Annotated in this window: 22 protein-coding genes; 9 read left to right on the top strand and 13 right to left on the bottom strand. The window is 72.5% G+C overall.

From position 1 onward, the window contains the following. Window positions 1–113 precede the first annotated feature (113 nt). The 3 genes from ACIOSR_RS02800 to ACIOSR_RS02790 all read left to right on the top strand — a co-directional run bounded on the left by ACIOSR_RS02800 (window position 114) and on the right by ACIOSR_RS02790 (window position 4,196). Window positions 114–1,550 carry a GuaB1 family IMP dehydrogenase-related protein gene (locus ACIOSR_RS02800; protein WP_402751775.1) on the top strand — a complete coding sequence of 479 codons (1,437 nt, stop codon included), beginning with the start codon at window positions 114–116 and terminating at the stop codon, window positions 1,548–1,550. A 157-nt stretch (window positions 1,551–1,707) separates the two neighbouring features. Next, window positions 1,708–3,159 (top strand): hemolysin family protein, encoded by a 1,452-nt coding sequence (locus ACIOSR_RS02795; RefSeq protein ID WP_173151029.1) that lies wholly within the window; start codon window positions 1,708–1,710, stop codon window positions 3,157–3,159. After that, a complete protein-coding gene (locus ACIOSR_RS02790; protein ID WP_056046041.1) occupies window positions 3,156–4,196 on the top strand; it encodes a hemolysin family protein in 1,041 nt (346 codons plus the stop codon). Before ACIOSR_RS02795 ends, ACIOSR_RS02790 begins: the two co-directional genes overlap by 4 nt. 125 nt (window positions 4,197–4,321) lie before the next feature. Here ACIOSR_RS02790 and ACIOSR_RS02785 read toward each other — a convergent pair whose 3' ends face one another. Together ACIOSR_RS02785 and ACIOSR_RS02780 are read right to left on the bottom strand one after the other, a co-directional pair. After that, the gene (locus ACIOSR_RS02785) at window positions 4,322–5,467 is read right to left on the bottom strand and encodes an NADH:flavin oxidoreductase/NADH oxidase (protein ID WP_267658665.1); all 1,146 of its coding nucleotides are present in this window, start codon (window positions 5,465–5,467) and stop codon (window positions 4,322–4,324) included. Next, window positions 5,464–6,099: an HAD family phosphatase gene (locus tag ACIOSR_RS02780; RefSeq protein ID WP_123570291.1), complete on the bottom strand. Its 636-nt coding sequence runs from the start codon at window positions 6,097–6,099 to the stop codon at window positions 5,464–5,466. Before ACIOSR_RS02780 ends, ACIOSR_RS02785 begins: the two co-directional genes overlap by 4 nt. 150 nt (window positions 6,100–6,249) lie before the next feature. Between ACIOSR_RS02780 and ACIOSR_RS02775 the strand changes: the two genes are divergently transcribed. Next, window positions 6,250–7,083: an ADP/ATP-dependent (S)-NAD(P)H-hydrate dehydratase gene (locus ACIOSR_RS02775; protein ID WP_123570290.1), complete on the top strand. Its 834-nt coding sequence runs from the start codon at window positions 6,250–6,252 to the stop codon at window positions 7,081–7,083. Between the two features lie 104 nt (window positions 7,084–7,187). Here the strand turns inward: ACIOSR_RS02775 and ACIOSR_RS02770 are convergent, their stop codons facing one another. The 4 genes from ACIOSR_RS02770 to ACIOSR_RS02755 all read right to left on the bottom strand — a co-directional run bounded on the left by ACIOSR_RS02770 (window position 7,188) and on the right by ACIOSR_RS02755 (window position 10,593). Next, window positions 7,188–7,880, bottom strand: coding sequence for a YceI family protein (locus ACIOSR_RS02770; protein ID WP_123570289.1), 693 nt, complete (start codon window positions 7,878–7,880; stop codon window positions 7,188–7,190). Window positions 7,881–8,093: 213 nt separating this feature from the next. Next, the gene (locus ACIOSR_RS02765) at window positions 8,094–8,897 is read right to left on the bottom strand and encodes an amino acid ABC transporter ATP-binding protein (protein WP_402751774.1); all 804 of its coding nucleotides are present in this window, start codon (window positions 8,895–8,897) and stop codon (window positions 8,094–8,096) included. After that, on the bottom strand, window positions 8,894–9,736 hold the full coding sequence (locus ACIOSR_RS02760) for an amino acid ABC transporter permease (protein ID WP_056046032.1): 843 nt from the start codon (window positions 9,734–9,736) through the stop codon (window positions 8,894–8,896). The genes ACIOSR_RS02765 and ACIOSR_RS02760 overlap by 4 nt, the downstream gene beginning before the upstream one ends. 26 nt (window positions 9,737–9,762) lie before the next feature. Next, window positions 9,763–10,593 (bottom strand): ABC transporter substrate-binding protein, encoded by an 831-nt coding sequence (locus tag ACIOSR_RS02755; protein ID WP_402751773.1) that lies wholly within the window; start codon window positions 10,591–10,593, stop codon window positions 9,763–9,765. A gap of 79 nt (window positions 10,594–10,672) precedes the next feature. Between ACIOSR_RS02755 and ACIOSR_RS02750 the strand changes: the two genes are divergently transcribed. Further along, window positions 10,673–12,004: a hypothetical protein gene (locus ACIOSR_RS02750; protein ID WP_402751772.1), complete on the top strand. Its 1,332-nt coding sequence runs from the start codon at window positions 10,673–10,675 to the stop codon at window positions 12,002–12,004. Further along, window positions 12,001–12,330 carry a thiamine-binding protein gene (locus ACIOSR_RS02745; RefSeq protein ID WP_056046030.1) on the top strand — a complete coding sequence of 110 codons (330 nt, stop codon included), beginning with the start codon at window positions 12,001–12,003 and terminating at the stop codon, window positions 12,328–12,330. The genes ACIOSR_RS02750 and ACIOSR_RS02745 overlap by 4 nt, the downstream gene beginning before the upstream one ends. Window positions 12,331–12,392: 62 nt before the next feature. On the opposite strand, the gene ACIOSR_RS02740 is transcribed toward ACIOSR_RS02745, so the two are convergent. Next, window positions 12,393–14,453, bottom strand: a complete 2,061-nt coding sequence (locus ACIOSR_RS02740) for a cell wall-binding repeat-containing protein (protein WP_402751771.1) — start codon at window positions 14,451–14,453, stop codon at window positions 12,393–12,395. A 252-nt stretch (window positions 14,454–14,705) separates the two neighbouring features. Between ACIOSR_RS02740 and ACIOSR_RS02735 the strand changes: the two genes are divergently transcribed. Continuing rightward, the gene (locus ACIOSR_RS02735; protein ID WP_236556851.1) at window positions 14,706–15,956 is read left to right on the top strand and encodes an MFS transporter; all 1,251 of its coding nucleotides are present in this window, start codon (window positions 14,706–14,708) and stop codon (window positions 15,954–15,956) included. Between the two features lie 155 nt (window positions 15,957–16,111). On the opposite strand, the gene ACIOSR_RS02730 is transcribed toward ACIOSR_RS02735, so the two are convergent. The 5 genes from ACIOSR_RS02730 to ACIOSR_RS02710 form a co-directional block, all read right to left on the bottom strand. Next, the gene (locus ACIOSR_RS02730; RefSeq protein ID WP_043593728.1) at window positions 16,112–16,789 is read right to left on the bottom strand and encodes a response regulator transcription factor; all 678 of its coding nucleotides are present in this window, start codon (window positions 16,787–16,789) and stop codon (window positions 16,112–16,114) included. Between the two features lie 86 nt (window positions 16,790–16,875). After that, window positions 16,876–18,126 carry a hypothetical protein gene (locus ACIOSR_RS02725; protein WP_056046027.1) on the bottom strand — a complete coding sequence of 417 codons (1,251 nt, stop codon included), beginning with the start codon at window positions 18,124–18,126 and terminating at the stop codon, window positions 16,876–16,878. Next, complete coding sequence (locus ACIOSR_RS02720) at window positions 18,123–19,280, bottom strand: sensor histidine kinase (RefSeq protein WP_056046025.1); 1,158 nt, start codon at window positions 19,278–19,280, stop codon at window positions 18,123–18,125. Before ACIOSR_RS02720 ends, ACIOSR_RS02725 begins: the two co-directional genes overlap by 4 nt. A gap of 175 nt (window positions 19,281–19,455) precedes the next feature. Next, window positions 19,456–20,655 (bottom strand): homoserine O-acetyltransferase, encoded by a 1,200-nt coding sequence (locus tag ACIOSR_RS02715; RefSeq protein WP_402752199.1) that lies wholly within the window; start codon window positions 20,653–20,655, stop codon window positions 19,456–19,458. A 102-nt stretch (window positions 20,656–20,757) separates the two neighbouring features. Further along, window positions 20,758–22,089 (bottom strand): bifunctional o-acetylhomoserine/o-acetylserine sulfhydrylase, encoded by a 1,332-nt coding sequence (locus ACIOSR_RS02710; RefSeq protein WP_159825286.1) that lies wholly within the window; start codon window positions 22,087–22,089, stop codon window positions 20,758–20,760. A 185-nt stretch (window positions 22,090–22,274) separates the two neighbouring features. Here ACIOSR_RS02710 and ACIOSR_RS02705 point away from each other — a divergent pair, with 185 nt between their 5' ends. Further along, on the top strand, window positions 22,275–23,051 hold the full coding sequence (locus ACIOSR_RS02705; protein WP_402751770.1) for an SDR family oxidoreductase: 777 nt from the start codon (window positions 22,275–22,277) through the stop codon (window positions 23,049–23,051). On the opposite strand, the gene ACIOSR_RS02700 is transcribed toward ACIOSR_RS02705, so the two are convergent. Continuing rightward, window positions 23,038–23,628 (bottom strand): hypothetical protein, encoded by a 591-nt coding sequence (locus ACIOSR_RS02700; protein ID WP_402751769.1) that lies wholly within the window; start codon window positions 23,626–23,628, stop codon window positions 23,038–23,040. The genes ACIOSR_RS02705 and ACIOSR_RS02700 overlap by 14 nt on opposite strands. A gap of 557 nt (window positions 23,629–24,185) precedes the next feature. On the opposite strand from ACIOSR_RS02700, the gene ACIOSR_RS02695 reads away from it, so the two are divergent. Beyond that, window positions 24,186–25,178, top strand: coding sequence for a glycosyltransferase family 2 protein (locus tag ACIOSR_RS02695; protein ID WP_402751768.1), 993 nt, complete (start codon window positions 24,186–24,188; stop codon window positions 25,176–25,178). Window positions 25,179–25,180: the final 2 nt, after the last annotated feature.

Genomic DNA, 25,180 nt, shown 5'->3' with positions numbered 1-25,180 from the left:
CCCACTCTCCGTTGATTGTTGATCAGTGCGTGGGCTGCGACGCCCACCCCCTCCACCTTAAGCGCAAACGGCCGGTCCTCGGCGGGACGACTCACAGGGATTACCGTGGACCCATGCGGTTCTACGAGACGACCCCCACGCACGATCTGACCTACTCCGACGTGTTCCTCGTCCCGAGCCGGTCGTCGATCACCAGCAGGCTCGACGTGTCCCTCTCCCCGGGCGACGGCACCGGTGCCACGATCCCGATCGTGTCGGCCAACATGAACTCGGTCACGGGCCCGCGCCTGGCGGCGACGCTGGCGCGTCGGGGCGGCCTCGGCGTGTTGCCGCAGGACATGCACCTGCAAGACCTCGACGCCGCGATCCGTTGGGTCAAGGACCAGCCCGTCGACTACGACACGCCGTACTCGCTCGACGCGGGGCAGACCGTCGAGCAGGCGCTCTCCGTCGTCCCGGCCGTCGAGGGCCACGGCATCGTCCTGCACGACGGCACGGGGGCGTACCTCGGCTGCATCGCCACCTCGCGCCTGGTCACGGCCCCGCGGGACGCGGTGCTCGGCGACCTGCTGCACGGCGCCCTGACCTCGCTCGACGCGGACGACGTCGACAGCCCCCGCGACGCCTTCGACCGCATGGTCGCGGCCGACATCCACTTCGCGCCCGTGCTGCGGCACGGTCGGGTCGTCGGCACGGTGAGCCGCAAGAGCGCGCTGCGGTCGACGATCTACCAGCCCGCGGTCGACGCCGACGGCCGGTTGCGCGTCGCCGCGGCGGTCGGCATCAACGGCGACGTCGCCGGCAAGGCGAGGGCACTCGCCGCCGCGGGCGTCGACGTGCTCGTGATCGACACGGCCCACGGCGACCAGGACGGCATGATCCGGGCCGTCAAGGCGGTCTCGGCCCTCGGCCTGGGCCTGCCGATCGTCGCCGGCAACGTGGTCACCGAGGAGGCCGTCCGCCACCTCGTCGCGGCCGGCGCCTCGATCGTCAAGGTCGGCGTCGGGCCGGGCGCCATGTGCACCACCCGCATGATGACGGCCGTCGGCCGCCCCCAGTTCTCGGCCGTGCTCGAGACGGCCGCCACCGCCCGTGCCCTCGGCGCGCACGTCTGGGCCGACGGCGGGGTGCGCTACCCCCGCGACGTCGCGCTCGCCCTCGCGGCGGGTGCGTCGTCGGTGATGATCGGCTCGTGGTTCGCCGGCACCATCGAGGCGCCGGGCGAGCTGGCGAGCGACGAGCGCGGCCTCTACAAAGAGAGCTGGGGCATGGCCTCGACCAAGGCCGTGCGCGGTCGCTTCGAGCGCCTCGACCCCTACGAACTGGCCCGCAAGACGCTCTTCGCCGAGGGCATCTCGTCGTCGAAGATCTACCTCGACCCGCTGCGTCCCGGAGTCGAGGACCTCCTCGACATGATCACCTCGGGCGTCCGCAGCTCCTTCACCTACGCGGGGGCTCGGTCGGTCCCCGAGTTCGCCGAGCGAGCGCTCGTCGGCGTCCAGTCGGCGGCCGGCTACGAAGAGGGCAAGGCGCTCCCCGTCAGCTGGTGAGACGGGGCCGAGGTCGCGCGACGGAAAGCGTGCACGTGCCGTAAGATCTCCCGTCTATGGATGACCCTCCGTCTCAGACGACCGCACCCACGCACCATCGCACGCCGCGCCTCCCGACCTCGGGCGCCACGTCCTCCGAGCGGGGTGACGGAACCCGGTGAACGAGTGGATACTGCTCGCCTTCGGCCTGCTGCTCACCGTGGGCACCGGACTCTTCGTCGCCAGCGAGTTCTCGTTGGTGAACCTCGACCGGTCCGACCTCGAGGCCCGTCAGTCCCGAGGTGAGAAGGGGCTCGCCCCGACCATCGGGGCGCTGCGCATCACGTCGACGCACCTGTCGAGCGCCCAGCTCGGCATCACGCTGACGACCCTGCTGACCGGCTACACGATGGAGCCCGCGATCTCGCGCCTCCTGTCGCCGCCGCTCACCGCGGTCGGCGTGCCCGAGGGGGTCGTCGCGGTCGGTGCCCCGATCGTCTCGATCGTCGTCGCGACCCTGCTGTCGATGATCATCGGCGAGCTCGTGCCCAAGAACTTCGCCCTGGCCCTGCCGCTGAAGACGGCGAAGCTGGTCATCCCGTTCCAGGTCTTGTTCACCACGGTGTTCAAGCCCGCGGTCGCCCTGCTCAACAACACGGCCAACGCCGTGCTGCGCGCCATGGGCATCGAACCGAAAGAAGAGCTGTCGGGTGCCCGGACGGCTGAAGAGCTGTCGTCGCTGGTGCGACGCTCGGCCACGGAGGGCAGCCTCGACCGCGACACGGCGACCCTGCTCGCCCGGACGCTCGTGTTCAGCGACCACACCGCGTCCGACGTCATGACCCCGCGGCCCCGGCTCTCGACCGTCGCGCGCGGCGACTCCGCCGAGACGGTCCTCGAACTGGCGCGACGCACCGGCTACTCACGGTTCCCGGTGACCGACGACGGCATCGACGACGTCGTGGGCCTGGTCCACGTCAAGCAGGCCGTCTCGGTGCCGCGCGAGAAGCGGGCCGACGTGCCCGTGTCCGCCTTGCTGACCGATGCCGTCCGCGTCCCCGAGACGATGACCCTCGACAACCTGCTGGGCGAGGTGCGGGGTCGCGGCTACCAGATGGCCGTCGTCGTCGACGAGTACGGCGGGACCGCCGGCGTCGTCACCCTCGAGGACCTCATCGAGGAGCTGGTCGGCGAGGTCAGCGACGAACACGACCGCAGCCGGGTCGACGTCGTCCGGTCGCGCAACTGGCTGACCTTCCCCGGTCTGCTGCGTCCCGACGAGCTGCTCGAGCGCGCCTCGGTCAAGGTGCCGGAGGACGGCCCCTACGAGACCGTCGGCGGCTGGCTGATGAGCGAGCTGGGCCGCCTGCCCAAGGTCGGCGACGTCGTCGAGACCGACGACGGCGCGTTCCGCGTCGAACGGCTCGACGGGCGGCGCATCGATCGCATCCGCTTCACGCCCACGCCCGACGACGTGGTCGAGGCCACGGCGACCGAGCCGGGCCGCCGCGACGGGCGTGACGAGCGCGACCGGTCGGGCCGACGCGACCCGAAGGTGCTGCCCGAGAAGGTGCGCACGGGCGTCGAGGACGACCGTCGCGCGGTCCGCACGAAAGAGGTGACCCGATGAGCAGCGACTGGTGGGGCATCGTCTGGCTCGTCGTGTTGTTGGCCGGCAACGCGTTCTTCGTGGCCGCCGAGTTCGCCGTCATCTCGGCTCGTCGTTCGCAGATCGAGCCCAAGGCCGAGGCCGGCAGTCGCGCGGCGAAGACCACGCTGTGGGCCATGGAACACGCGACGATGATGCTCGCGACGACGCAGCTCGGCATCACCATCTGCTCGCTGCTGATCCTCAACGTGTCCGAGCCGTCGATCCACCACCTGCTCGAGGGGCCGCTCGCCTGGACCGGGCTCAGCCCCGAGCTGGTCAGCGTCGTCGGCTTCGTGATCACGCTCGTGCTCGTGTCGTTCCTGCACGTCGTGTTCGGCGAGATGGTGCCGAAGAACATCTCGTTCTCGCTCCCGGACCGTGCCGCCCTCCTGCTGGCCCCGCCGCTCGTGGCGATCGCGCGCGTCCTGCACGTGGTCGTGCTGGCCCTCAATCATTCGGCCAACGCCGTGCTGCGGGCCTTCAAGGTGGAGCCGAAGGACGAGGCGACCAGCGCCTACACGGTCGACGAGGTCGCGACGATCGTCGCCCAGTCGCAGCGCGAGGGCATGATCACCGACGCGACCGGCACGGTGCGCGCGGCGTTCGAGTTCACCGAGAAGACCGTGGCGCAGACGGCCGTCCCGATGGCCGAGCTCGTCACCCTGCCCGAGGACGCCACGCCGCACGACGTCGAGCGGGCGGTCGCCCAACGCGGCTTCTCGCGGTACGTGCTGGTCGACGACGGCGGCGACCCCACGGGGTACCTGCACCTCAAGGACGTCATCGACCTCGACGAGGACGAGTTCGCCGACCCGGTGCCGCCGAAGCGCATCCGTCAGCTGATCTCGATCTTCCAGGGGACCGAACTCGAGGACGCCCTGGCGACCATGCGCCGCAGCGGAGTCCACGTCGCCCGCTCGTTCGACGAGACCGGTGCCACGCGCGGCGTGCTGTTCCTCGAGGACATCCTCGAAGAGCTGATCGGCGAGGTCCAGGACGCGACCCGGCGTCGCTGAGCGAGCCCGCGCAGACGACGCGACCCGCGCCTCCTGACCCCGAGGGGTGAGGAGGCGCGGGTCGCGTCGTCCGGGACCGTCACGGCCCCCGGGCGGCTGGCCGTGCTCGGCCGGCCGCGCCCGGTTCAGTGCGCGCGGAACGGTGCCCGCTGGTACTGCGGCGGCGTGTAGTCGAGCTCGATCCCGAGCTCGGCCGCGGCGCGGAGCGGGAAGTGCGGGTCGCGCAGGAACTCGCGCGCCATCAGCACGACGTCGGCCTGGCCGCTGGCCACGACCTCGTTCGCCTGCTCGGCGCCGACGATGAGGCCGACGGCCCCGGTCTCGACGCGGCCCTGCGTCCGGACGTGCTCGGCGAAGCGCACCTGGTAGCCGAGGCCCACGGGGATGCTCACGCCGGCGACGAGGCCGCCGGTCGAGATGTCGAACAGGTCGGCGCCGGCCTCGTGCGCCCAGGCCGCGACGGTGGCGGTGTCGTCCTCGTCCCAGCCGCCGTCGGCCCAGTCGGTGGCCGAGAAACGGACGAGCAACGGGTACTCGTCGCCGACCTCGGCCCGGACGGCCGCGACGACCTCGAGCAGGAAGCGCGCACGGTTCTCGAGCGACCCGCCGTACTGGTCGTCGCGCGAGTTGCTCAGCGGCGAGAGGAACTGGTGCAGCAGGTAGCCGTGGGCGGCGTGCAGTTCGATCAGTTCGAAGCCGGCGTCGATCGAGCGGCGCGCGGCGACGCGGAACGCCTCGACGAGGTCGCTCACCGCCTCGGTGGTCAACGCGACGGGCTCGTCGTAGCCCTCGAAGGCGACGGCCGACGGAGCGACCGTGGTCCAGCCGCCCTGCTCGGCGGGGACGGTGCCCTGCGTCTCGCTCCACGGGCGGAAGGTCGAGGCCTTGCGGCCGGCGTGCGCGAGCTGGACGCCGGGCACGGAACCCTGCGAGCGGATGAAGGACGTGATCGGGCGGAACGCCTCGACCTGGGCGTCGTTCCAGAGACCGAGGTCCTGCGGCGAGATGCGACCCTCGGGCGTGACCGACGTGGCCTCGGCGATGACCGCACCCGCGCCTCCTCGGGCGAGCGAGCCCAGGTGGACGAGATGCCAGTCGGTGGGGACGCCGTCCTCGAGCTCGGCCGAGTACTGGCACATCGGCGCGACCCAGAGGCGGTTGCGGAAGGCCTGGCCGCGCAGGGTGATGGGGTCGAAGAGACCGACGGGGGAGTCGGAGGGGGTCGTGGGGGCGGGTGCCGTCTGTGCTGCGTTCGTCACGAGTGTGGTCATCGCCTTTCGGTGGGGAGGGTCGCGAGCCCCTCGACGAAGCGTCGGAGCGGCTCGGGCCCGGTGAACAGGTGCCCGATGATCCCGAGCGCCTGGGCGGCCTCGACGTTGTCGGACCTGTTGTCGATGAACACCGTGTCGGCGGCCGTTGTTCCGAGTTCGGCGAGGACGTGCTCGAAGATCGTGGCCGACGGCTTGAGGTCGTCGAGTTCGGCGCTGACGAAGACCTGCTCGAACAGCTCGCCGAGGGGCGAGTGGCGGAACGGCGACGCGAAGTCGAGACCGGCGTTCGAGAGGATCGCCAGTCGCGTGCCGCCGTCGGCCAGGTCGGCGATCACCTCGAGCGTGCCGGGCTCGGGCACGAACCACGACGGGAAGTCGGCGGCCCAGAGCTCGTGCACGCGGGTGCGGGTCCAGTCGGCGCCGGTGTCGGCCGCGATGGCCCGCCAGTACGCCCCGGCGCTGAGCGTGCCGCGGTCGAGGGCGTGGCGGTGGCGACCGTAGCTGGGCCAGAGCACGTCCGGGTCGACGCCCGCGAGCTCTTCGAGGCGGCGGCGCGACGCGTCGTCGGGGAACCGCGCGATCACCTCGCCGTAGTCGAAGACGACGGTGCGGCCGGGGAGTGAGATGCTCATCGACCCACCGTATCGGCGGGCGCAGGTCGGGCGGGCGCGGCTGGGTGGGCGCGGGTCGGGCGGGCGCGGCCGGGTGGGCGCGCGTCGGGCGGGCGCGGCCGCGGAGGGCCGGGCGGGGCCGGGCGGGGCTCGGCCGACTACCGTCGGGGCGTGACCTCCGACACCCGCTTCACCGACTGGACCCCCTCCGACGCCGCCGACCAGATCGCCGTGCCGGCGGTCGACGACGACAAGTACAGCCGAGGCGTGCTCGGCGTCGTGACCGGCTCGAGCGCCTACCCGGGCGCCGCCGTGCTCGGCGTCGAGGCCGCGTTGCACACCGGCGTCGGCATGCTGCGGTACCTGGGCCCCGCCCGCGCCTCCGACTTCGTGCTGCACCGTCGGCCCGAGGCCGTGACGAGCCCGGGTCGCGTGCAGGCGTGGTTGCTCGGCTCGGGCGTGGACCCGGACCACCTCGACGACGAGACGCGCGACGGCTTCGCGACCGGCGCCTCCTCGGGGCTGCCGCTCGTGCTCGACGCCGGAGCGCTGTCGCTCCGCGAGCAGGCCACCGGGCCGGTGGTGCTGACGCCGCACTTCCGCGAGCTGGCGAAGGCCTCGGGCCGCGAGGTCGCCGACGTGGCCGCCGACCCGGCCGGTGCCGCCGAGCGCGCGGCCGGGGAGTGGGGCTGCACGGTGCTCGTCAAGGGGCACCGCACGTACGTCGCCTCGCCCGGCGGCACGCGCCTCGTCGCCGCCAGCGCGCCGACGTGGTTGGCCACCGCCGGCGCGGGCGATGCGCTCGGGGGAGTCCTGGGGGCCCTGGTCGCGACGCACGCCGACGAGATCGCCGCGGACGAGGAGGCGCTGGCCCGGTCGGCCGCGACCGCTGCGGTGCTCCACGGCCTCGCGGCCTCCCGGGCGGGTGCCGGCGGGCCGTTCACGGTGCTCGGCCTGGTCGACGCCCTGCCCGCCACGATCGCGGAGCTGTTGCGCCGGGGCTAGCCCGGCCCAGGCGCACGGCACCACGAGTTGAGCGTCGCACCGCCGAGATCGGCGGTGCGACGCTCAGGTCGTGGTGCGGCGCTCGACGCGCGAGCGCCCGGGACTCAGGAGGCGGGGGTCGCCGCCACGAGGAACTCGACCGTTCCCTGGTCTTCGACCTTGACGAAGCCGAGGCTCGGCGCGTCGACGCCGTAGTCCGAGAAGGTCACCGGGATCGACCCGCTCACCTGGACGCCGTCGCCCGACAGGGCCGCCTGCAGGGGCACCGTGACGGTCTTCGTGACGCCGTGCATGGTCAGCTCGCCGGTCGCGTCGACCTTGGCCACGTCACCGTCGGAGGGGACGGCCGCCTCGATCGGCTGGGTCAGCGTGAACGTGGCCGTGGGGTACTTGTTCACCTGCATGGCGGTGCCCCGGAAGTAGTCGTCGCGGTTGCCGCTGTCGGTCGCGATCGAGGCGACGTCGACGTCGATGGTTGCGGCCGAGATGGTCGTCCCGTCGACGGTGATCGTGCCGGAGACCTGGTCGGTCTTGCCGACGACGGTGACGTCGGTGCCGTTCAGCACCTCGTCGACGCGGTAGCCGGCCGTGCTGCCGTCACCGATGCTCCAGTCGCCTGCGAGCTGGCTGGGGTCGAGCGTGCTCGACCCGGGGGTGAGGGAGGCGGTGGGCGCGGCCTCGGGTTCGCCGACGATCACGTCGCGGTAGAAGGCCGGCCCGGCGAAGGCCGCGGTGGCCCCCAGGACGACGACGACGGCTGCGGCGACGCCGAGCCCGATCTTGGTCTTCTTCTTCATGGTCTTCGTCCTTCGGAGGGGTCGGCGTGACGCGCGGCGAGTCCACGGGGCTGAACCGATGGTGACGTGTCTCCTTCGCAAGAACCTGGGAGGCGCAGGTGAAGACGGTGGGCGCCCGAGCGGGCCGAGTCGGACCGGGCCCGGGTCCAGAGCTGGCCCTGGCCCGGGGCCGGGGCCGGGGCCGGGGCCGGGGCCGGTGCCGGTCGATCCCGGTCAGTGAGCGGTGAACCGCGTGAGGAACTCCTGGGTGCGCACCTCGCGGGGGACCGTGAAGAGCTGCGCGGGCGGACCCTGCTCGGCGATCCGGCCCCGGTCGAGGAAGACGACCCGGTCGGCGACGTCGCGGGCGAAGGCCATCTCGTGCGTCGCCATGAGGATCGTCGTGCCGACCTCCTTCAGCGTGCGCACGAGGTCGAGCACCTCGCCCACCAGCTCGGGGTCGAGAGCGCTCGTGATCTCGTCGAGCAGCAGCACGGCGGGTCGCGGGGCGAGGGCCCGGGCGATGGCGACCCGCTGCTGCTGTCCGCCCGAGAGGCGGTCGGGGTAGGCGCCGGCCTTGTCGCCGAGACCCACGCGCGTGAGGACCTCGAGGGCACGCTCGTTCGCCGCGGCCTTGGGTTGGCGCAGCACGTGGCGACTGGCCAGGGCGACGTTGTCGAGCACGGTCAGGTGCGGGAAGAGGTTGAAGTGCTGAAAGACGACGCCGATGCGGGCCCGGACGGCGTCGACGCGCACCCGGGGGTCGGTGATGTCGTCGTCGCCGAGCACGATGCGTCCGTCGTCGATCTGCTCGAGCAGGTTCACGGTGCGGAGCAGCGTCGACTTGCCCGAGCCGCTGGCGCCGATCAGCGCCACGACCTCGTCCCGCGCGACGTCCAGGTCGATGCCGTCGAGCACGACCGTGTCGCCGAAGGACTTGCGGACCCCTTCGAGGCGCAGCACCGTCTCGGGGCCGAGGGCTGCGGGGGTGACGGGCACCGCGCCTCCTGGGGTGGGGTCGGGGGTGGAGCTGCTCATACGACGCTGCCCGCCTGTTCGCGGCGACGGAGGCGCGCCGACAGCCAGTCGGTCAGCCAGATGGTCGGCAGGGCCAGCAGCACGAACAACAGCCCGGCCAGCACGTAGGGCGTGAAGTTCGCCGCGGTCGCGGTCTCGATCTGGGCGGCGCGGACGGCGTCGACCGCCCCGAGCACGGAGATGAGGCCGACGTCTTTCTGCATCGAGACGAAGTCGTTCATGAGGGCGGGCGTGACCTTGCGCAGTGCCTGCGGGAACACGACGAGGCGAAGGGTCTTGGCGTGGCTGAGGCCGAGCGACCGGGCCGCGAGGCGCTGCGACGGGTGGACGGCGTCGATGCCGGCGCGGATGACCTCGGACACGTAGGCCGAGTAGGTGAGGACCAGCGCGATCGTGCCCCAGAACTCGGCGGGCAGGCGTGGGATGCCGAGCCCGAGGCCCGGCACGCCGAAGCCGACGAGGTAGAGCACGATGATCAGCGGCATGCCGCGGAAGAGGTCGGTGTAGCCCCGCACCAGCGCCCGGACGGGGAAGAAGACCGGACCCCGCAGGGTGCGCAGTGCCGACAGGACGGTGCTGACGACGGCCACGCCGACGGCGGCGACCAGCAGGACCCGCACGTTCAGCCAGAGGCCCTCGATCACGCGGGGCCAGGCCGACGCGAAGGTGGCCCCGTCGAGGAAGCTGAACTGCACTCGGGACCAGCCGGGCGTGCTGGTGACCGCCCACCACGCGAGGGCGGCGAAGGCGACCGTGCTGACGGCGGCGATCACCACGGAGCGGGTCGACTGTCGTCGACGGAACGCGCGCCGGTCGAGTTCGAGGTCGCTGACGGCCACCGGGCCGGCCGCGACCGTGCGAGGCGCTACGACAGCTCTTTCACGTCGTAGTCGGCCAGCCACTGCTTCTGCAGCTCGGCGAGCGTGCCGTCGGCCCGGAGGTCGTCGACGGCCTTCGTGACGTCGGCGGTCAGGGAGCTGCCGAGCGGCAGGACGATGCCGAGCTGGTCGCTCGCCCCGTCGGTGGCGGGCAGCTGGCCGAGCACGACGCCGCCCTCGACGAAGTACGTGGCCGTGGGGACGTCGAGCACGATGGCGTCGACCTGGCCGGCCTCGAGGGCCGCCTTGGCGTCGTCGTTCGAGTTGTAGGCCTGGACTCCGCCCTCGGGGTCGATGGCGTCCTCGGCGGCGGTGAAGCTCGTCGTGCCGCTCTGGGCGCCGATGGCGAGGCCCTTCAGGCCGGCGATCGAGGTGGCGTCGGCCGCGGAGGTGCCGGGCAGGGTGACGACCGCCTGGCGCGTCTCGTAGTAGGCGGCCGAGAAGTCGACGGCCTTCCTGCGCTGGTCGGTGATCGAGAACTGCTGCAGGTTGAGGTCGAAGGTCTTCGGCCCGGGCGCGATGGCCTCGTCGAACGTGGTCCGCACCCAGACCACGTCGGAGTCGTCGTAGCCCAGCTTCTCGGCGACCGCGTAGGCGACGGCGGCCTCGTAGCCCTTGCCCGAGGTCGGGTCGTCGTCCTCGACCCAGGGGCCGTAGGCCGGTTCACCCGTCGCGACGGTGATCTTGCCGTCGGTGACCGGAGGGACGGCCGCCCCGTCGGCACCAGAGCCCCCGTCGGACGAGCAGGCGGCGAGCGACCCGGCCAGAACGAGGGCGGCGGCGGTCGCGACGAGTCGGAGGGAGGCGGGTCTGCGCATGAGAGGGATCGTAGCGGCGACCGCGGACGTCGGCCGACGCATGACGCCCGGCGTCGGGGCTGGCGGCTAGCCTGTGGGCATGCCGACCTCCGTGCCCCCCGCGTCGGCCACCCCCGGGGCACCGATCGTCCGCGCGGCGCGGACGTCGGGCACCCGACCCGTCGCCGTCGGCCCGACGACGTTCGTCGACCGGGCGAGGTCGTTCGTGACGTCGCCGGTCGTGCTGGGCATCGCCTTCGTGCTCGTGCACGCCTGGCTCGTCCGGCTCAACCTCGTCGGCGGCAACCGCACCCTGGGCGACGTCGACGTCGTCTACCGCACCTGGATGCAGCAGGGCGTCGGCGGGGGCGACTGGGTGGGCGTCGACCGCCCGTGGGTCTACCCGCTTCTCGCCGCGGTGCCGATGCTGCTCGCCCGCCTGGGGGGCGACTCCGGGTACGGGGCCGTGTGGCTCGTGCTGGTGTCCCTGCTGAACGCCGGCGCCTTCGTCGTGCTCGTGGCGCGGCGGCGTGCCGGGTCCGTGGTCGCCGCCTGGTGGTGGCTGGCGTTCCTCGTCGCCCTCGGGCCGATCGCCCTCGGCCGCATCGACGCCGTCACGGTCTCGATCGCGCTGGTGGGGCTGTTGCTCGTCTCGACGCGGCCCTCGGCGGCGTCCGCCCTGCTCACGATCGCGGCCTGGGTCAAGGTCTGGCCCGCCGCTCTCGTGGTGGTCGCCGTCCTCGCCCTGCGTCGTCGGGTCGAGGTCGTCGTGGCGGCGGCGGTGACGAGTGCGGTCGTGGTGTCCGTCTCGCTCGTGCTCGGCAGCGGGTGGAACGTCTTCGGCTTCGTCGGCCAGCAGGCCGGTCGCGGTCTCCAGGTCGAGTCGCCCGCAGCCGTGCTCTGGCTCTGGCGCGCGGCCGCGGGGGTGCCCGGCACCTTCGTCTACTACGACCGCGAGATCCTGACGTACCAGATCGCCGGCGACGGGGTGGGGTTCGCCGCGAAGGCGATGAGCCTCGTGATGGCCGCGGTCGTGCTCGGCGTCGTGCTGCTGGGCTTGCGGGCCGTGCGCCGCGGGGTGACGGCCACGCGCCTCCTGGGTCCGTTGTCGCTCGCCGTCGTCGTCGCCCTGATCGTGACCAACAAGGTCGGTTCGCCGCAGTTCGTGGCCTGGCTCGCCGTGCCCGTCGTCGTCGGGCTCGTGCTCGCACGGTCGGGCGGGCCGCGGTTCGTCGTGCCGGCGGTGGCGGCCGTGGTCGTCGCGGGGCTGACCCAGGTGGTCTACCCCCTCGAGTACGACGCCCTGCTCGCCGCGCGACCCGACCTGGTGGCCGTGGTCACCGTGCGGGCCGTGCTCGAGCTCGGACTGCTGGGGTGGACGGTCGTGACGCTCTGGCGCCTGCGGCCCGCACACGCGAGGATGGACGCATGATCGTCGCGTTCTCCGTCTCGCCCAGTGGTGCCGCTCCCGAGGGCGGGCCGTCCGCCGGCTCCGAGCCCGACTCGGTCCACTCGGCCGTGGCCGCCGCCGTCGCGGTCGTGCGGGCGTCCGGGCTGCCGAACCACACCTCGTCGATGTTCACCGAGATCGAGGGCGAGTGGGACGAGGTGATGGCCGTCGTCAAGGCCGCGACCGAGGCCGTCGGCGCCTTCGGCTCGCGCGTCTCCCTCGTGCTCAAGGCCGACATCCGGCCGGGACGCACCGGCGAACTGACCGGCAAGGTCGAACGACTCGAAGCCGCACTCGGCGACGCCTGACCGCATCACGCAGGGCCGGACCACCGTCGCGTCGGTCCGGCGTGGGGAACGGGACGCCGCCGTCAGCAGGCCGTGAGGGAGTCGACCCGGGACGAGAGGGCCTGCTGGCCTCCGAGCAGGACCACGTGCTCGGTCTGGAGGACGTCGAGGTCGTGCAGGATCGATGCCGGCACGCACGTGCCCGGCACGATGAACAGTGGCGACGAGGTCCGGGCTGCGAGGGCTGCGCCCGACAGCGCGTCGGGGTAGTTGACGCCGGTGGCGAGATAGACCGTGCCGGCTTCGTCGAACGCCCCGCGTGTGGTGTGGTGGGACACCTCGTAGCGATCGGCGCCGACGATCTGCCCGCCGCGGTCGGTGCCCGACAGGGACGTGGCGATGCCGGGGGACATGGCCCGCGGGCCTCCCACGCCGATGGCTGCAGGGCTGCCCAGATCGCCCCACAGCTCGCGCGTCGCGTCGTCGGCGCGTGCCGCCCGGCCGTCCACCATCACGAGCGGGGCGTCGGCCTCCGCAGCCGCGGCACCGGCCGAGAGGGCGTCCGCGAACCCCGAACCCGAGGCCAGGTACAGCACGCGGCCCGGTGAGGTGGCCGTGGTCGCGGCAGGGGCGTCGGACGAGACGAAGGCATAGCGCGCGATGGCTCGGGACGTCGCGTACCGATCGGCGCCGCCGATCCGCACCACCGTCGAGCGCGGACCGCTCGTCGGGGTGGCCACGACGCCGAGGGCCTTCTCGACGTCCGGCGAGATCGAGACGGGACCACCGACGACGACGACCGTCTTCGGTCGCAGGCGCTTCAGCTCGGCGGCGACGACGTCGGGAACGGTGGTCGGGGTGACCAACAGGAGGGGGGCGTCGAGATGCGCCGCGGCCGGTCCGGCCGACAGCGCATCGGGGAAGCCCAGCCCGTTGGCGACGACGACCGTGCCGCCGGTCTCGGTGAACCGTGAGGACATGGCCGCAGCGACGGCGAAGCGATCGGGGCCGGAGATGCGGGTGGTGGTCTGACGAAGGGGCGGGAGGAGGACCGTTCCCACCGAGCGCGTCTCGCCGCTGGCGACACGGTAACGCGTCGCGTCGTCGCGGTTCTCCACACCGGGTGCGTAGCGGGGCGCGACGGCGGGGGCGGAGTCGTCGGTGCGGTTCAGGGGGAGGCCCGTCAACCGCACGACGTAGTCACCCGCCGGCAGCCCGTGGAACGCGAACGTCCCCTTCCGGATCGCCGCCCCCGTCGCGAGGTACCAACGACCTCGCGAGTCGGTCGTCCACGCTTCTGCGCTGAAGCCGACGTCGAGGGGGTCGTCCAGGACCGGGGTCACCGAACCCGTCAGGACGGCCGACTTCTCGACCTGCAGGTCGAGTCCCGAGAGCCGGGCGTCCTTGGCCACGGTCACGATCGTCGCGTCGGATTCGGCCGCGGCGCCCCCGAACCACGACGTCGAGAGGTCCGGCGCGTCGGGTGAGGGCCTGACCGAGGCGCGGATGCGGTAGCGGCCGGGGTCGACCGCGACCGAGTAGGCGCCTCTCGAGTCGGTCAGGGCCGACGAATGGTCGCCGGTGTCGACGTTGACGACCGAGATGTCGGCGTTGCCGACGGCGGCGAAGTCGTCACGACCCCCGCCGAGCCACACACGCCCCGCCAGGGCCTCCTGGACGACCAGGCGGGCGTCGACGTCGGTGACGGTCTGGCCGTCGGCCACGTCGAACCAGCGGGCTCCGGTGAGATCGTGGGCTCCACCCCAGTACTGGCTCCGGCGCGTGTCGCCGTCCTTGAACAGCACCGTGTAGCGACCGGCGGTCACGACCTCGAGGGTGTAGGCGCCCGTGGTGCGGTCGACGAACTGGGTCGAGCCCACCTCGGCTCCGTCGGGGCGGATCAACCGTGCCTCGGCGATGAAGTCGCTGCGCGAGGGATCGGTCCCCGTCAGGTGCCCGGTCACGTACCCCGTCGTCGCTGCGTGCGCCGGAGGGGGAACCGCCAGGCCGACCAGCGTGGAGACCAACACGAGCGCGACGACCGTCAGGGCCCCGACGAGGGTCCGCGCGGGAGGCCGGATCGGGTCGCCGGAGCCCCCGAGCCCTCGGAGGGTGGCGGCGGGGGAGGAGCCGGGTGTGGACATGCGAGAACCCATCGGGAAGGAACGGAACGCTCGAATCTAGCGGCACGGAGCGGCTCGACGCCAGATCGCTGGATGCGGGTGTTTCGCCGGACGGATCGGAGTGCCGACGGACGGTTGGCAACCGCCGGTCGAATCGATACGATCAGGAGGGAGGCGCGACGTGTCGCTCCTCCGCAGATGCCCTGCTCGATGACGAGCGAAGGTCGTTCCTCCCTTCTCCTCTGGCTCTTCTCGATCCGCAAAGGCCCGCTCGTGACCCACCTCTCCCGCCGTCGTCGCACGGCCGCCTTGATCGCCCTCGCCCTCGGCGGGTTCGGAATCGGCTCGACCGAGTTCGTGGCCATGGGCCTCCTGCCGAACATGGCGGGCGACCTGCTGCCCGATCTCTATTCGCGGTCGGCCGACGCCGGCATCGCCCAGGCCGGCTGGTTGATCAGCGCCTACGCCCTCGGCGTCGTCGTCGGGGCCCCGACCATCGCCGCGATGTCGTCGCACTTCCCGAAGAAGAAGTTGCTCCTGGCGCTCCTCGCCGCCTTCACGGTCGGCACGATCGCGTCGGCCCTGCTGCCGTCGTTCGGCTGGGTGCTGGCCGCACGCTTCGCCGCGGGTCTGCCGCACGGCGCGTACTTCGGCATCGCGTCCATCGTCGCCGCGTCGATCATGGGGCCGGGCAACCGGGGCAAGGGCGTCGCGCTCGTCCTCAGCGGCCTGACGATCGCGAACGTCATCGGCGTGCCCTCGATCACCTGGCTCGGCCAGCAAGCCGGGTGGCGCGTCGCCTACCTCGCCGTGGCCCTCATCTTCGCCCTGACCTTCGCCGCCGTCGCCCTCGCCGTGCCGCACCAGGACGGCGACGCGTCCGCCTCGATGAAGCGCGAGCTGCGGGCGTTCAAGCAGCCACAGGTGTGGCTCGTGATGGGCATCGGAGCCATCGGCTTCGGCGGGTTCTTCGCGGTCTACAGCTACATCGCCAACGCCGTGACCGAGGGCGCGGGTGTGTCCCAGGGCGTCGTGCCCTGGGTGCTCGTCACGGTCGGCGTCGGCATGACCATCGGGAACCTGCTCGGCGGTTGGCTGGCCGACCGGTCGCTCAAACTCGCCATGTACCTGGGCTTCGTCGGCCTCATCGCCGCGCTCTCGGCCTACGCGCTCACGTCGAGCTCGATCGTCGGCATCTTCGTCAGCACGTTCTTCGTCGGCCTCGTCGGCTCGAGCGTCGGTCCCTCGGTCCAGTCCCGCCTGATGGAGGTCGCGGGCGAGAGCCAGGTCATCGGAGCCGCCCTGAACCACTCGGCCATGAACCTCGGCAACAGCTTCGGCGCGTACCTCGGCGGCGCGGTCATCGCGGCGGGCCTCGGCTTCTCGGCACCCGGGTGGGTCGGCGTCGTGCTCGCCCTGGCCGGGGTCGTCCTGACCATGATCAGCTTCGGCATGCAGCGAGTCGACGACCGGCGCGGAGCGGCACGGGTCACGGCCGCCGAACGCGAGTCGGTCTCGGCCTAGCCTCCCTCGCCCCGCCGAAGCGGGACGACAGGACCCGAGGAGGCGCGGGTCGGGCAGACGACGAACGGCCCTGTCCCGAGGAGGCGCGGGTCACGCAGACGACGAACGGCCCGGCCCCTGAGGGGGTCGGGCCGTTCTCCGCGTGGGGCCGGGCGTCAGAAGCTGGTCTGGGCCGGCGTGTCGGTCTGGAGGAGGATGCCGTCCTGGATGGCGCGCTTCCGGAGGGCGACCTTGGTGCCGACGTCGTAGCCGGCGACGCGGTACTTCTCGCGGATGCGCTTGAGGTAGCTCTTGGCCGTCTCTTCGCTGATGCCGAGCTGGTAGGCGACGGCCTTGACCGGCTCGCCACCGCCGTAGAGAGCCATGACCCGGCGTTCCTGCGCGCTGAGCTTCGGCACACCACCCACCTCGGCGGCGTTGAGGGCCAGGTCGAGTTCGGCCGAGATGTACGACTCTCCCTTGGCGGCCGAGCGGATCGCCTCGACGATCATCTCGGCGTCCTCGCTCTTGACGAGGTACCCCAGGGCGCCGGCGGCGAGGGCCTCGCGCACCACGTTGGGCTCGGAGTAGGTGCTCATCAGCACGGTCTTGACGCCCGTCGTCTTGAGCGTGTTGATCTTGAGCGAGATCGGGATGTTGTCCTTCAAGTCGAGGTCGAGCAGCACGACGTCGACCGGGAACTCGGGGTGCGTGAGCAGCTCGGGCCAGGACGCGACGGCGGCGACCATCGAGATGTCGCTCGCGGCACCACGGATCCACTCGCTGAGGGCGCCCAGGAGCATCTTGTGGTCGTCTACGAGGGCGAGGCGGATGCGGTCGTCGTGGTCTGACACGTCGGGACCTTCTTTCAGGACGGAGTGGGGTTCATGCTACGGGCGGGGGTGGTGATGGGGCCGGGCCACGCGGGGTGCTCGGCGGGTCAGGCCTCGGCGGGGTTGTCCACGATGCAGTTGACCGAGATCTTGACGCTCGACTCGTGGGTCGAGACGACGTACTCACCGGCACGCTCGAGGGCGTTCCAGGTGGCGGGCGTGACGCGGTTGCGGCGGATGCCCGTGGTCGAGAGCACGACGGGCACGCAGACGCTGCGACCGGCGAAGGACTGGGACGCGGCGGTCACCGGGCCGAGGGTCAGCTGGATCGTCGTGCCCGGTGCGCGGCTCTTCGAGTCGCCGAGCAGCAACCAGACGCCCTGGAGCAGTCCGTCGCGCTGTGCCGGGGCGAGCAGGCCGGCGAGCGACGACGGGTCGACCAGCGCGACCGACCGGCCGAGGTACTCGGACTCGGTGACGGCGTGGTGCAGCCAGGTCTCGCGCCGGCCCTCGATGAGGTGCAGGCGCAGTTCGGTGGCGAGCGACGCGGCCTGCGACGCGACCTTGGGCGACAGGGGCAGGGGCACGTCGCCGTTCGCGACGCCGTCGAGCAGCTTCTCGGCCGCGAGGTCGAGTCGCGCCAGTTCGTCGCTGGCGAGCATGCCCACCGCGAAACGGGGCTGTGACACGTTGCTCTGCACGAGTACCCGGTCGAGTTCGACCTGCACCATGCGACGGAAGCGGTGCACCGCGAAGGTGGCGATGGCGCTCGGCAGGACGGCCAGGGCCACGACGGTGATCTGCTGCGGGCCCGAGTCGCTGGTCACGGGGGTCGAGAGCGCCACCATGACGACGAACGCCACGAACAGCAGGGCGGTGGCCGTGACGACCTCTCGCACGGGCCTGAGGGTGACGATGGGCAGCAGGCCGAAGCCGACGGCGACGCTCGACGTGGCATAGGCGCCCACGTCGTGCAGCGGCCAGATGGCGACGAAGTCCAGCGTGACGACGACGGCCAGGACGACCCCGATCACGGCGAAGACGCCCGTGGTCAGCCGCTCGCCCCGGACGGTCACGAGCACGGCCGTGCCGATGAAGGTCGCCACGTAGAGCAGCCACGAGATCAGGACGGGGGCGACGTCGGGGTAGGCCGAGAGGTGGCTGAGGAAGAAGGCGAGGCCGTACACGGCCTGGAGCGCGGCGACCACGGCCGCGCCGACGCCCAGGTACCCGGTGCCGAGGGTGGCACCGGCCGCACGGGCCTGGCGCAGCGATCGCGCTCCGGTCGAACTGATCGGCAGGCCGCGAGCGGCTCGGCGGCCCCGGACGATCCCGAAGGTGTTCTCGTCGACGCTCATCGCGGTGCCTCCAGGACGACGGTGGTGCCCGACCCGGGCGACGAGAACAGACGGGCGCTGCCGCCGACCTCGTGCAGCCGGCCGACGACGGACTCCTTGAAGCCCAGGCGCTCTTCGCTGATGCCGGCGAGGTCGAACCCGACGCCCGCATCCGTGACCATTGCACGGACCATCGAGTCGTCGTGGATGATCGTGACGTGGGCCTCGGTCACGCCGGCGTGACGTCGCACGTTCTCGAGGCACTCCGCGAGGGCCAGCAGGAACGCGTCGAGCACGTGGGTGGGCAGCAGGACCTGGCCGGTGCCGTGCCAGCTCACCTCGAGGCCCATGCGGCCGAAGCGCTGCTTGACCGACTCGAGGGTCTGACCGAGCGGGGACTCCTCGACCGTCTCGAGGCTGTAGTCGCCCGACGCCTGCGGCTGCGGCGTGCCGCCGAGACGGAGGTGGCGCAGCAGGCGTGCGTCCTCGGCCGCCTGGTCCTGGAGCGCCTGGGGCGTGACGCCGAACCCCGAGTGGGCGAGCAGGGTCAGCGTGGCCAGCACGGTGTCGTGTAGCAGGCGGGCGCCCTGCCGCCGCTGGGCCTCGGTCTCGCTGGCCTGACGTTCGGCCCGGTGGGCGTTGCCGATGCTGTAGATGCGGCGTGCCGCCAGGGGCACGGCGCGTCCGAGCCAGAGGCCCGTGACGAAGCAGGACACCCAGCCGAGCAGCACGGCCGCGACCGGGAAGGTGAACGGCGAGCCGGTCGCCAGGGCCACCAGGGTCAGTTCGACGACGAAGGCCACGACCGCCGTGGTCAGCCGTGGGCGACTGGACGAGAGCATGAGGCTGAAGGCGGCGGTCGCACCACCGGCCAGGGGGATGATCGCGGTGGCGAGCGGACCGTCGTCGGGGCCACCGGCGGGCAACAGGGCGACCACGGTCGCCGCGATGCCCGAGGCCAGCCCGACCGGGACCCAGACGCGGGCGCGCGGCCCGGTGACGAAGAGCAGCGACACGACGAGCAGAGCGGCGAGCGGGGCGATCGCCGCGAGGTGCAGGGGGTCGGTCACACCGGGGATCGCCAGGGCCACGACCGAGACCGCCGCGCAGGCGAGCCCCAGGGTGCGGGTCGTGCTGCTGAGCAGACGATCGCGCTCTTGGGCGAAGATGTCCATGATTCGTGAGTGGCTTCCGACGGTGGCGTCACGGCTGCCGGGTGGCTGGCGACTCCTCATGTTTTCACACCCAGCCCCCTCTCAGGGGGTCGTGCACGGCCCGAAACGCCGATTGTCGGGGTAACGATCCGGTCGCGATGCGGAACTGTACCCCGTGGTGTCCACCGAACTGGGGTCAGTCGAGCAAACGGCGCAGCTGGGCGCCCACCGCGTCGCCTTCGATGAGGAATCCGTCGTGCCCGTAGGGGCTCTCGACCACGGCCACGCCGTCGCCGTCCAGGCCGTGCCGCAGGTGTCGTGCGATGACCCGCTGGTCGGACACGGGGAAGAGCCGGTCGCTGTCGACGCCGAGCACCAGCGTCGGAGCCGTGATGCGGTTCAGCGCCGCCGCCACGCCGCCCCGGTCCCGCCCGACGTCGTGCGAGTTCATGGCACCGAGCAGGGTCACGTAGCTGCCCGCGTCGAAGCGGCGGGTGAACTTGTTGCCGTGGAAGTCGAGGTAGCTCTCGACCTGGAACCGTCCCGGACCGCCCAACGGTGAGATCTCGCTCTGCCAGCTGCGACCGAAGCGGGCGTTCAGTTCGTCGGGCGAGCGGTAGTTGAGCAGGGCCATCCGCCGGGCGAGGGCGAGGCCGCGGTACGGGCCGTCGACGGCGTCGTAGTAGTCGCCACCGTCGAAGGCGGCGTCCATCCGGATGGCCTCGTACTGCACCGTGTTCAGGGCGATCTGGTCGGCGCTCACGACCGGCGGCGCGGCCAGCACCGCGAGCCGGGCGACGCGAGAGGGGTGCGTGATCGCCCACTCGAGGGCGTGCATGCCTCCCATCGACCCGCCGACGACCGCGGCCCACCGCTCGATGCCGAGGTGGTCGGCCAACGCCGCCTGGGCGGCGACCTGGTCCCGGATCGTCAGGTGCGGGAACCTCGAACCCCACTCGACGGCGTCCGGCGCGAAGGACGAGGGGCCGGTGCTGCCCTGGCAGCCCCCGAGCACGTTCGGCGCGACGACGAACCAGCGATCGGTGTCGATCGCGAGTCCCGGGCCGACGACGCCGTTCCACCAGCCCGCCGTGGGGTGGCCGGGGCCGGCCGCGCCGGCGACGTGGCTGTCGCCGGTGAGGGCGTGCGAGACGAGCACGGCGTTGCTCCGCTCGGCGTCGAGTTGGCCCCAGGTCTCGACGGCGAGCCGCGGTCGGGGCAGCGTGACGCCGCTCTCGAGCACGAGGTCGTCCAGGGTCACGAACGACCGCCCGCCGGGGTCGTCGCCGTCGCGCCAGGCGCCGGTGACCGGCGGCCGGCCGAGCATCGCCAGGCGCGTGTGCTCGCTGATGACGCTCGACGGGACGGTGTCCTCGGGTGTGCTCTGCCAGTCCATGTGACGTCCATCCTGGACGAGCCGAGGAGGCGCGGTGCGTTTGTTACGCACACCGCGCCTCCTCGAGTCCACCGCGCAGGCTCCCACCGGCCGCCGCCCGTCCTAGCTGCTGCGGAGCGCCTCCCGGGTGACGGCGCGCGCCGCCGCGAAGCCCGCGTCGAGGTCGGCCTTCAGGTCGTCGACGTTCTCGAGGCCGACCGAGAGGCGGACGAGCCCCGGCGTGACGCCGGTCGTGAGCTGCTGCTCGGGGGTGAGCTGCGAGTGCGTCGTCGAGGCGGGGTGGATCACGAGGCTGCGCACGTCGCCGATGTTCGCGAGGTGGCTGAAGAGCTCGAGGGCGTCGACGAGCGCTCGGCCGGCGTCGACGCCTCCCTTGAGCTCGAAGGACAGCACGGCCCCGACGCCCTTGGGTGCGTACTTGTTCGCCGCCGCGTACCAGGGGCTCGTCGGCAGGCCCGCGTAGTACACCGCGGCGACGTCGTCGCGGGCGTCGAGCCACTCCGCCACCTCTTGCGCGTTCTGGACGTGTCGCTCGATCCGCAGGCTGAGCGTCTCGATGCCCTGGATCAACGAGAAGGCCGTGTCGGGGCTGTTGGACGCCCCGAGGTCGCGCAGCAGCTGCACGCGCGCCTTGATGACGTAGGCGAGAGCGTCGCCGACGGCCTGCGTGTAGACGGCCCCGTGGTACGACGGGTCGGGCTGCGTCAGACCGGGGAAGCGCTCCGCGTGGGACGACCACGGGAAGGTCCCGCCGTCGACGATGAACCCGCCGATGACGGTGCCGTGCCCGCCGAGGAACTTCGTCGCCGAGTGCACGACGATGTCGGCCCCGTGCTCGAGCGGCCGGATCAGGTACGGCGTCGCGATCGTGTTGTCCACGATCAGCGGGACGCCCTCGGCGTGCGCCACCCCGGACACCTTCTCGAGGTCGAGGATGTTGATCTTCGGGTTGCCGATCGTCTCGGCGAAGAACAGCTTCGTGTTCGGACGCACGGCGCGGCGCCACTCGTCGGCGTCGTCCTGGTTCTCGACGAACGTCGTCTCGATGCCGAGCTTCGCGAGCGTGTACTTGAAGAGGTTGTACGTGCCGCCGTAGATCGACGACGACGACACGATGTGGTCGCCCGCCTCGGCGATGTTCAGCACGGCGAAGGTCGACGCCGCCTGGCCCGACGACACCAGCAGGGCACCCGTCCCGCCCTCGAGCGCGGCGATGCGCTTCTCCACGACGTCGTGGGTGGGGTTCATGATGCGCGAGTAGATGTTGCCGTTCTCGGCGAGGGCGAAGAGGTCCTGCGCGTGTTGCGCGTCCCGGAAGACGTACGACGTCGTCTTGTAGATCGGCGTGGCGCGGGCATGGGTCGTCGGGTCGGGCTGGGCCCCGGCGTGGATCTGCTGCGTCTCGAACTTCCAGGCGGGCTGGGCGTCGGTCATGGTGTGCTCCTGCGGTCGGGGGTGCGTGGGCCGGGGTCGTCGGCGGGGGTCTGCGGTGACAGCCACGGTACGGACCGTGCCCCCGACCGTCCACGATGCCGGACACGGGACGTAACGGGGCCGCTAGCGTGGGGCGGTGCGCCCGCAGCGGGCGACGACCACGAACGAGGCAACAGGAGGCAGACGTGGCGAAGCGGGTCGTGGTGACGGGAGCGAGCTCGGGCATCGGAGCGGCGACGGTGCGGTCGTTCCGCTCGCGCGGCTGGGAGGTCCTGGCCGTCGCGCGACGCGAGGACCGCCTCCGGGCGCTCGCCGACGAGACGGGGGCGGCCTGGTTCCGGGCCGACCTCACCAGTGACGGCGACGTGGCCGCCCTGCGGGCCCACGTCGAGGAGACCGGACCGTTGCACGCCCTGGTCAACAACGCGGGTGGGGCGTTCGGACTCGACAGCGTCGAGAACGGCTCGATCGACGACTGGCAGCGCATGTTCGACGTCAACGTCCTGGGCACCAAGCGCGCGGTCACCGCCCTGCTGCCCTCGCTCCGCCACGGAGCCGAGGAGGCGCGGGGCGCCGACATCGTGACCGTCACGTCGATCGCCGGTCACGTCGCCTACGAGAACGGCGGTGGCTACAACGCCTCGAAGTTCGCCGAGCACGCCCTCGTGGCCGTGCTGCGGCTCGAGCTGGCCGGGGAGCCGATCCGGGTCATCGAGATCGCGCCGGGAATGGTGCACACCGAGGAGTTCTCGCTCGTGCGCTTCGGCGGCGACCAGGACCGCGCCGACGCGGTCTACCGCGACGTCGAGTCGCCGTTGACGGCCGACGACGTGGCCGAGTCGATCGTGCACTCGGTCGAGCTGCCGGCCCACGTCAACCTCGACCTGGTGACCATCAAGCCCGTGGCCCAGGCGGCGACGTACAAGGTCGCCAAGGGCGAGCTGAGGGTCAAGAAGGACTGACCGAGCCGGCCCCACCGTCCGCGCGGCTCTCGCGCAGCGCCGCGAGGTCGCCCTCGACGAGGTCGCGCAGGCGCTCGTGGCGCCCGTCGTCGTAGTCGTCGGCCGGGCGCACCGCCCAGCCGAGCCGGTCGACGACCGTCTGCCCGACGTCGTCCCACGCTCGCGACCGGGCGTCCGCGACGACCTCGGCCACGAAGTCGTCGTCCTCCCGGCGGGCGGCCAGCGCCCGGGCCACGCCCTTCGACGCGGCCTCGCGGAGCTTCAGGGCGTCGGCGTCCTCGGGACGGTAGTCGAACTGGTGACGGGACTGGCCATACGACCGGCCGGTCATCCGACGCAGTCGGCGGACGCGCACCGCGGCCGACGTCTGCTCGGCCGTCAGGCGGTCGATCTCGTCGCGGGTGACCCGCGTCGCGACGTCCTCGTCGAACGGGAGGCGCTCCTGCAGGGCACGGCGGATGATCTGGTTCGTGACGGCCACCACCAGGGCCGCCCGGACGATCAACAGGCCTTCGTCGACCGCGCGCTCGAGCGCCGTGCGTTCCGCGCGACGGCGCGTTCCCGGTCCGTGGGGCACTGGTCGACGTCCTCTCGTGGTGGCGGGTCAGGCCCCGACCCTACCGGCGCGCGGGGGAGCGACGACCGGGTGGGCGGGGCCGCGACGGGTGGGCGGACGACGCGTCACACGGGTCACCAGCGGGTGGTTCCGGCGGGGGACGACCCGCTCGGCGACCGGGGGAACGCTGCCGACGGTGCCCGCGCCTCCTGCCGTCCGGCGCCCGGAGGGCCGCAGAACGGCGCGGGACGGCGAGCCTCACCCGGGGGGAGCCGACGCGGACCGGTCGCCACCCGGCCCCCACCCGGACGTCACCCGGACGAGGCCCCCTCGAACGGGGGACCCCCTCGTTCTTCGTCTTCCCAGGAGGGACCCGTACCGTTGTGGAGGTCAGGACGTCCCGAACCCGAATCCGGGACGTGCCTCTGCCCGTGGTCGCCCGAATCGACCGCCGGCCGACGACGTCGGGCCACCCCTCCCGACGACGCCACCCGAACGCACCCTCCGACGAGGGTCGCCACCCGAACGCGACGCCCTGCGGCGCGACGGCGACCGTCGACGAACCCAGAGGAACCCCCGTGACCCTCCGCGTCCGCACCTCCCTGCCTTCCGTCCCCCCGGCCCCCCGCGTGAGCGTCGTCGTCTGCGCCGACGAATCCACCCCCTTCGACGGCCTGACGGCCGCGCTCGACTCCGTCCTCCGCGACGGCGACGTGCACGACGTCCTCGTGGTCGTCGATCGGGCACCGCGACTCCGCGACCACCTGCGCCACCGGTACGACGACCTGCTCGTCGTCGACAACACCCGCACCCCGGGGCTCGCCGGCAGCCGCGACACCGGCATCGAGTCGGCACGCGGCGACGTCGTCGCGTTCCTCGACGCGGACTGCGTCGCCCACGCCGGCTGGGCCCGGGCGCTCGCCGCCCCGTTCGACCAGGTCGACGTCATCGCGGTCGTGGGACGGACCGAACCGACCTGGCCCGGTGCGGCCTCGTCCGCCCTGCCCGACGACCTGCTCTGGGCCGTGGACTGCACGCCCCGCTCGCGACCCGACGGCCTCGTCGGCCTCGACGACGTGGCGGGAGCGACCGTGGCCTTCCGACGGTGGGACCTGCTCCAGGTCGGTGGCCTGGCCAGCGGTGTCGACGCCCGTGAGGGCGTGCCCCGCGGCGCCGAGTTCGTCGAGCTGTGCCTGCGCCTCGCCGCGGACGAGCCGGAGGCGCGGGTCGTGTCGACCTCGTCGGCCAGGGTCTCGCGCACCGTGCGTCCCTCGCGGACGCGCCGGAGCGCGGTCGTCGGCGCCGCCGTCGACCGCGGCGTCACCCAGGCCGCGCTGCGACGCTCCCTCGGCGGAGAAGCCGACACCGCCGCCGTCCCGGGCGTCACGGCCGCCCGCCTGGCCTCGGGCGCGTGGCGTTCGTTCGTCGGTCGTCGGCGCGGCACGGCGGTGCTGGCCGCCGCGGCCGTCGGTCTCGTGGCCGGTCGCCTGCTCGGGCTGCTGCGCGGAACGCACGTCGGTCTGCCGATCGACCAGCTCGAACCGCTGCGTTCGGCCACCGTCCGCCACTGACG

The organism is Frigoribacterium sp. NPDC087798, from assembly GCF_044742985.1.
GTDB lineage: Bacteria > Actinomycetota > Actinomycetes > Actinomycetales > Microbacteriaceae > Frigoribacterium.
This window is presented reverse-complemented; position numbering and strand designations above follow the sequence as displayed.

What these genes read in the sequence shown, in the direction of transcription:
- ACIOSR_RS02800 (WP_402751775.1), top strand. Translation starts at nt 114, where the DNA reads ATGCGGTTCTACGAGACGACCCCCACGCACGATCTGACCTACTCCGAC.
- ACIOSR_RS02790 (WP_056046041.1), top strand. Translation starts at nt 3,156, where the DNA reads ATGAGCAGCGACTGGTGGGGCATCGTCTGGCTCGTCGTGTTGTTGGCC.
- ACIOSR_RS02785 (WP_267658665.1), bottom strand. Translation starts at nt 5,467, where the DNA reads ATGACCACACTCGTGACGAACGCAGCACAGACGGCACCCGCCCCCACG.
- ACIOSR_RS02780 (WP_123570291.1), bottom strand. Translation starts at nt 6,099, where the DNA reads ATGAGCATCTCACTCCCCGGCCGCACCGTCGTCTTCGACTACGGCGAG.
- ACIOSR_RS02770 (WP_123570289.1), bottom strand. Translation starts at nt 7,880, where the DNA reads ATGAAGAAGAAGACCAAGATCGGGCTCGGCGTCGCCGCAGCCGTCGTC.
- ACIOSR_RS02765 (WP_402751774.1), bottom strand. Translation starts at nt 8,897, where the DNA reads ATGAGCAGCTCCACCCCCGACCCCACCCCAGGAGGCGCGGTGCCCGTC.
- ACIOSR_RS02755 (WP_402751773.1), bottom strand. Translation starts at nt 10,593, where the DNA reads ATGCGCAGACCCGCCTCCCTCCGACTCGTCGCGACCGCCGCCGCCCTC.
- ACIOSR_RS02750 (WP_402751772.1), top strand. Translation starts at nt 10,673, where the DNA reads ATGCCGACCTCCGTGCCCCCCGCGTCGGCCACCCCCGGGGCACCGATC.
- ACIOSR_RS02745 (WP_056046030.1), top strand. Translation starts at nt 12,001, where the DNA reads ATGATCGTCGCGTTCTCCGTCTCGCCCAGTGGTGCCGCTCCCGAGGGC.
- ACIOSR_RS02740 (WP_402751771.1), bottom strand. Translation starts at nt 14,453, where the DNA reads ATGTCCACACCCGGCTCCTCCCCCGCCGCCACCCTCCGAGGGCTCGGG.
- ACIOSR_RS02725 (WP_056046027.1), bottom strand. Translation starts at nt 18,126, where the DNA reads ATGAGCGTCGACGAGAACACCTTCGGGATCGTCCGGGGCCGCCGAGCC.
- ACIOSR_RS02720 (WP_056046025.1), bottom strand. Translation starts at nt 19,280, where the DNA reads ATGGACATCTTCGCCCAAGAGCGCGATCGTCTGCTCAGCAGCACGACC.
- ACIOSR_RS02715 (WP_402752199.1), bottom strand. Translation starts at nt 20,655, where the DNA reads ATGGACTGGCAGAGCACACCCGAGGACACCGTCCCGTCGAGCGTCATC.
- ACIOSR_RS02710 (WP_159825286.1), bottom strand. Translation starts at nt 22,089, where the DNA reads ATGACCGACGCCCAGCCCGCCTGGAAGTTCGAGACGCAGCAGATCCAC.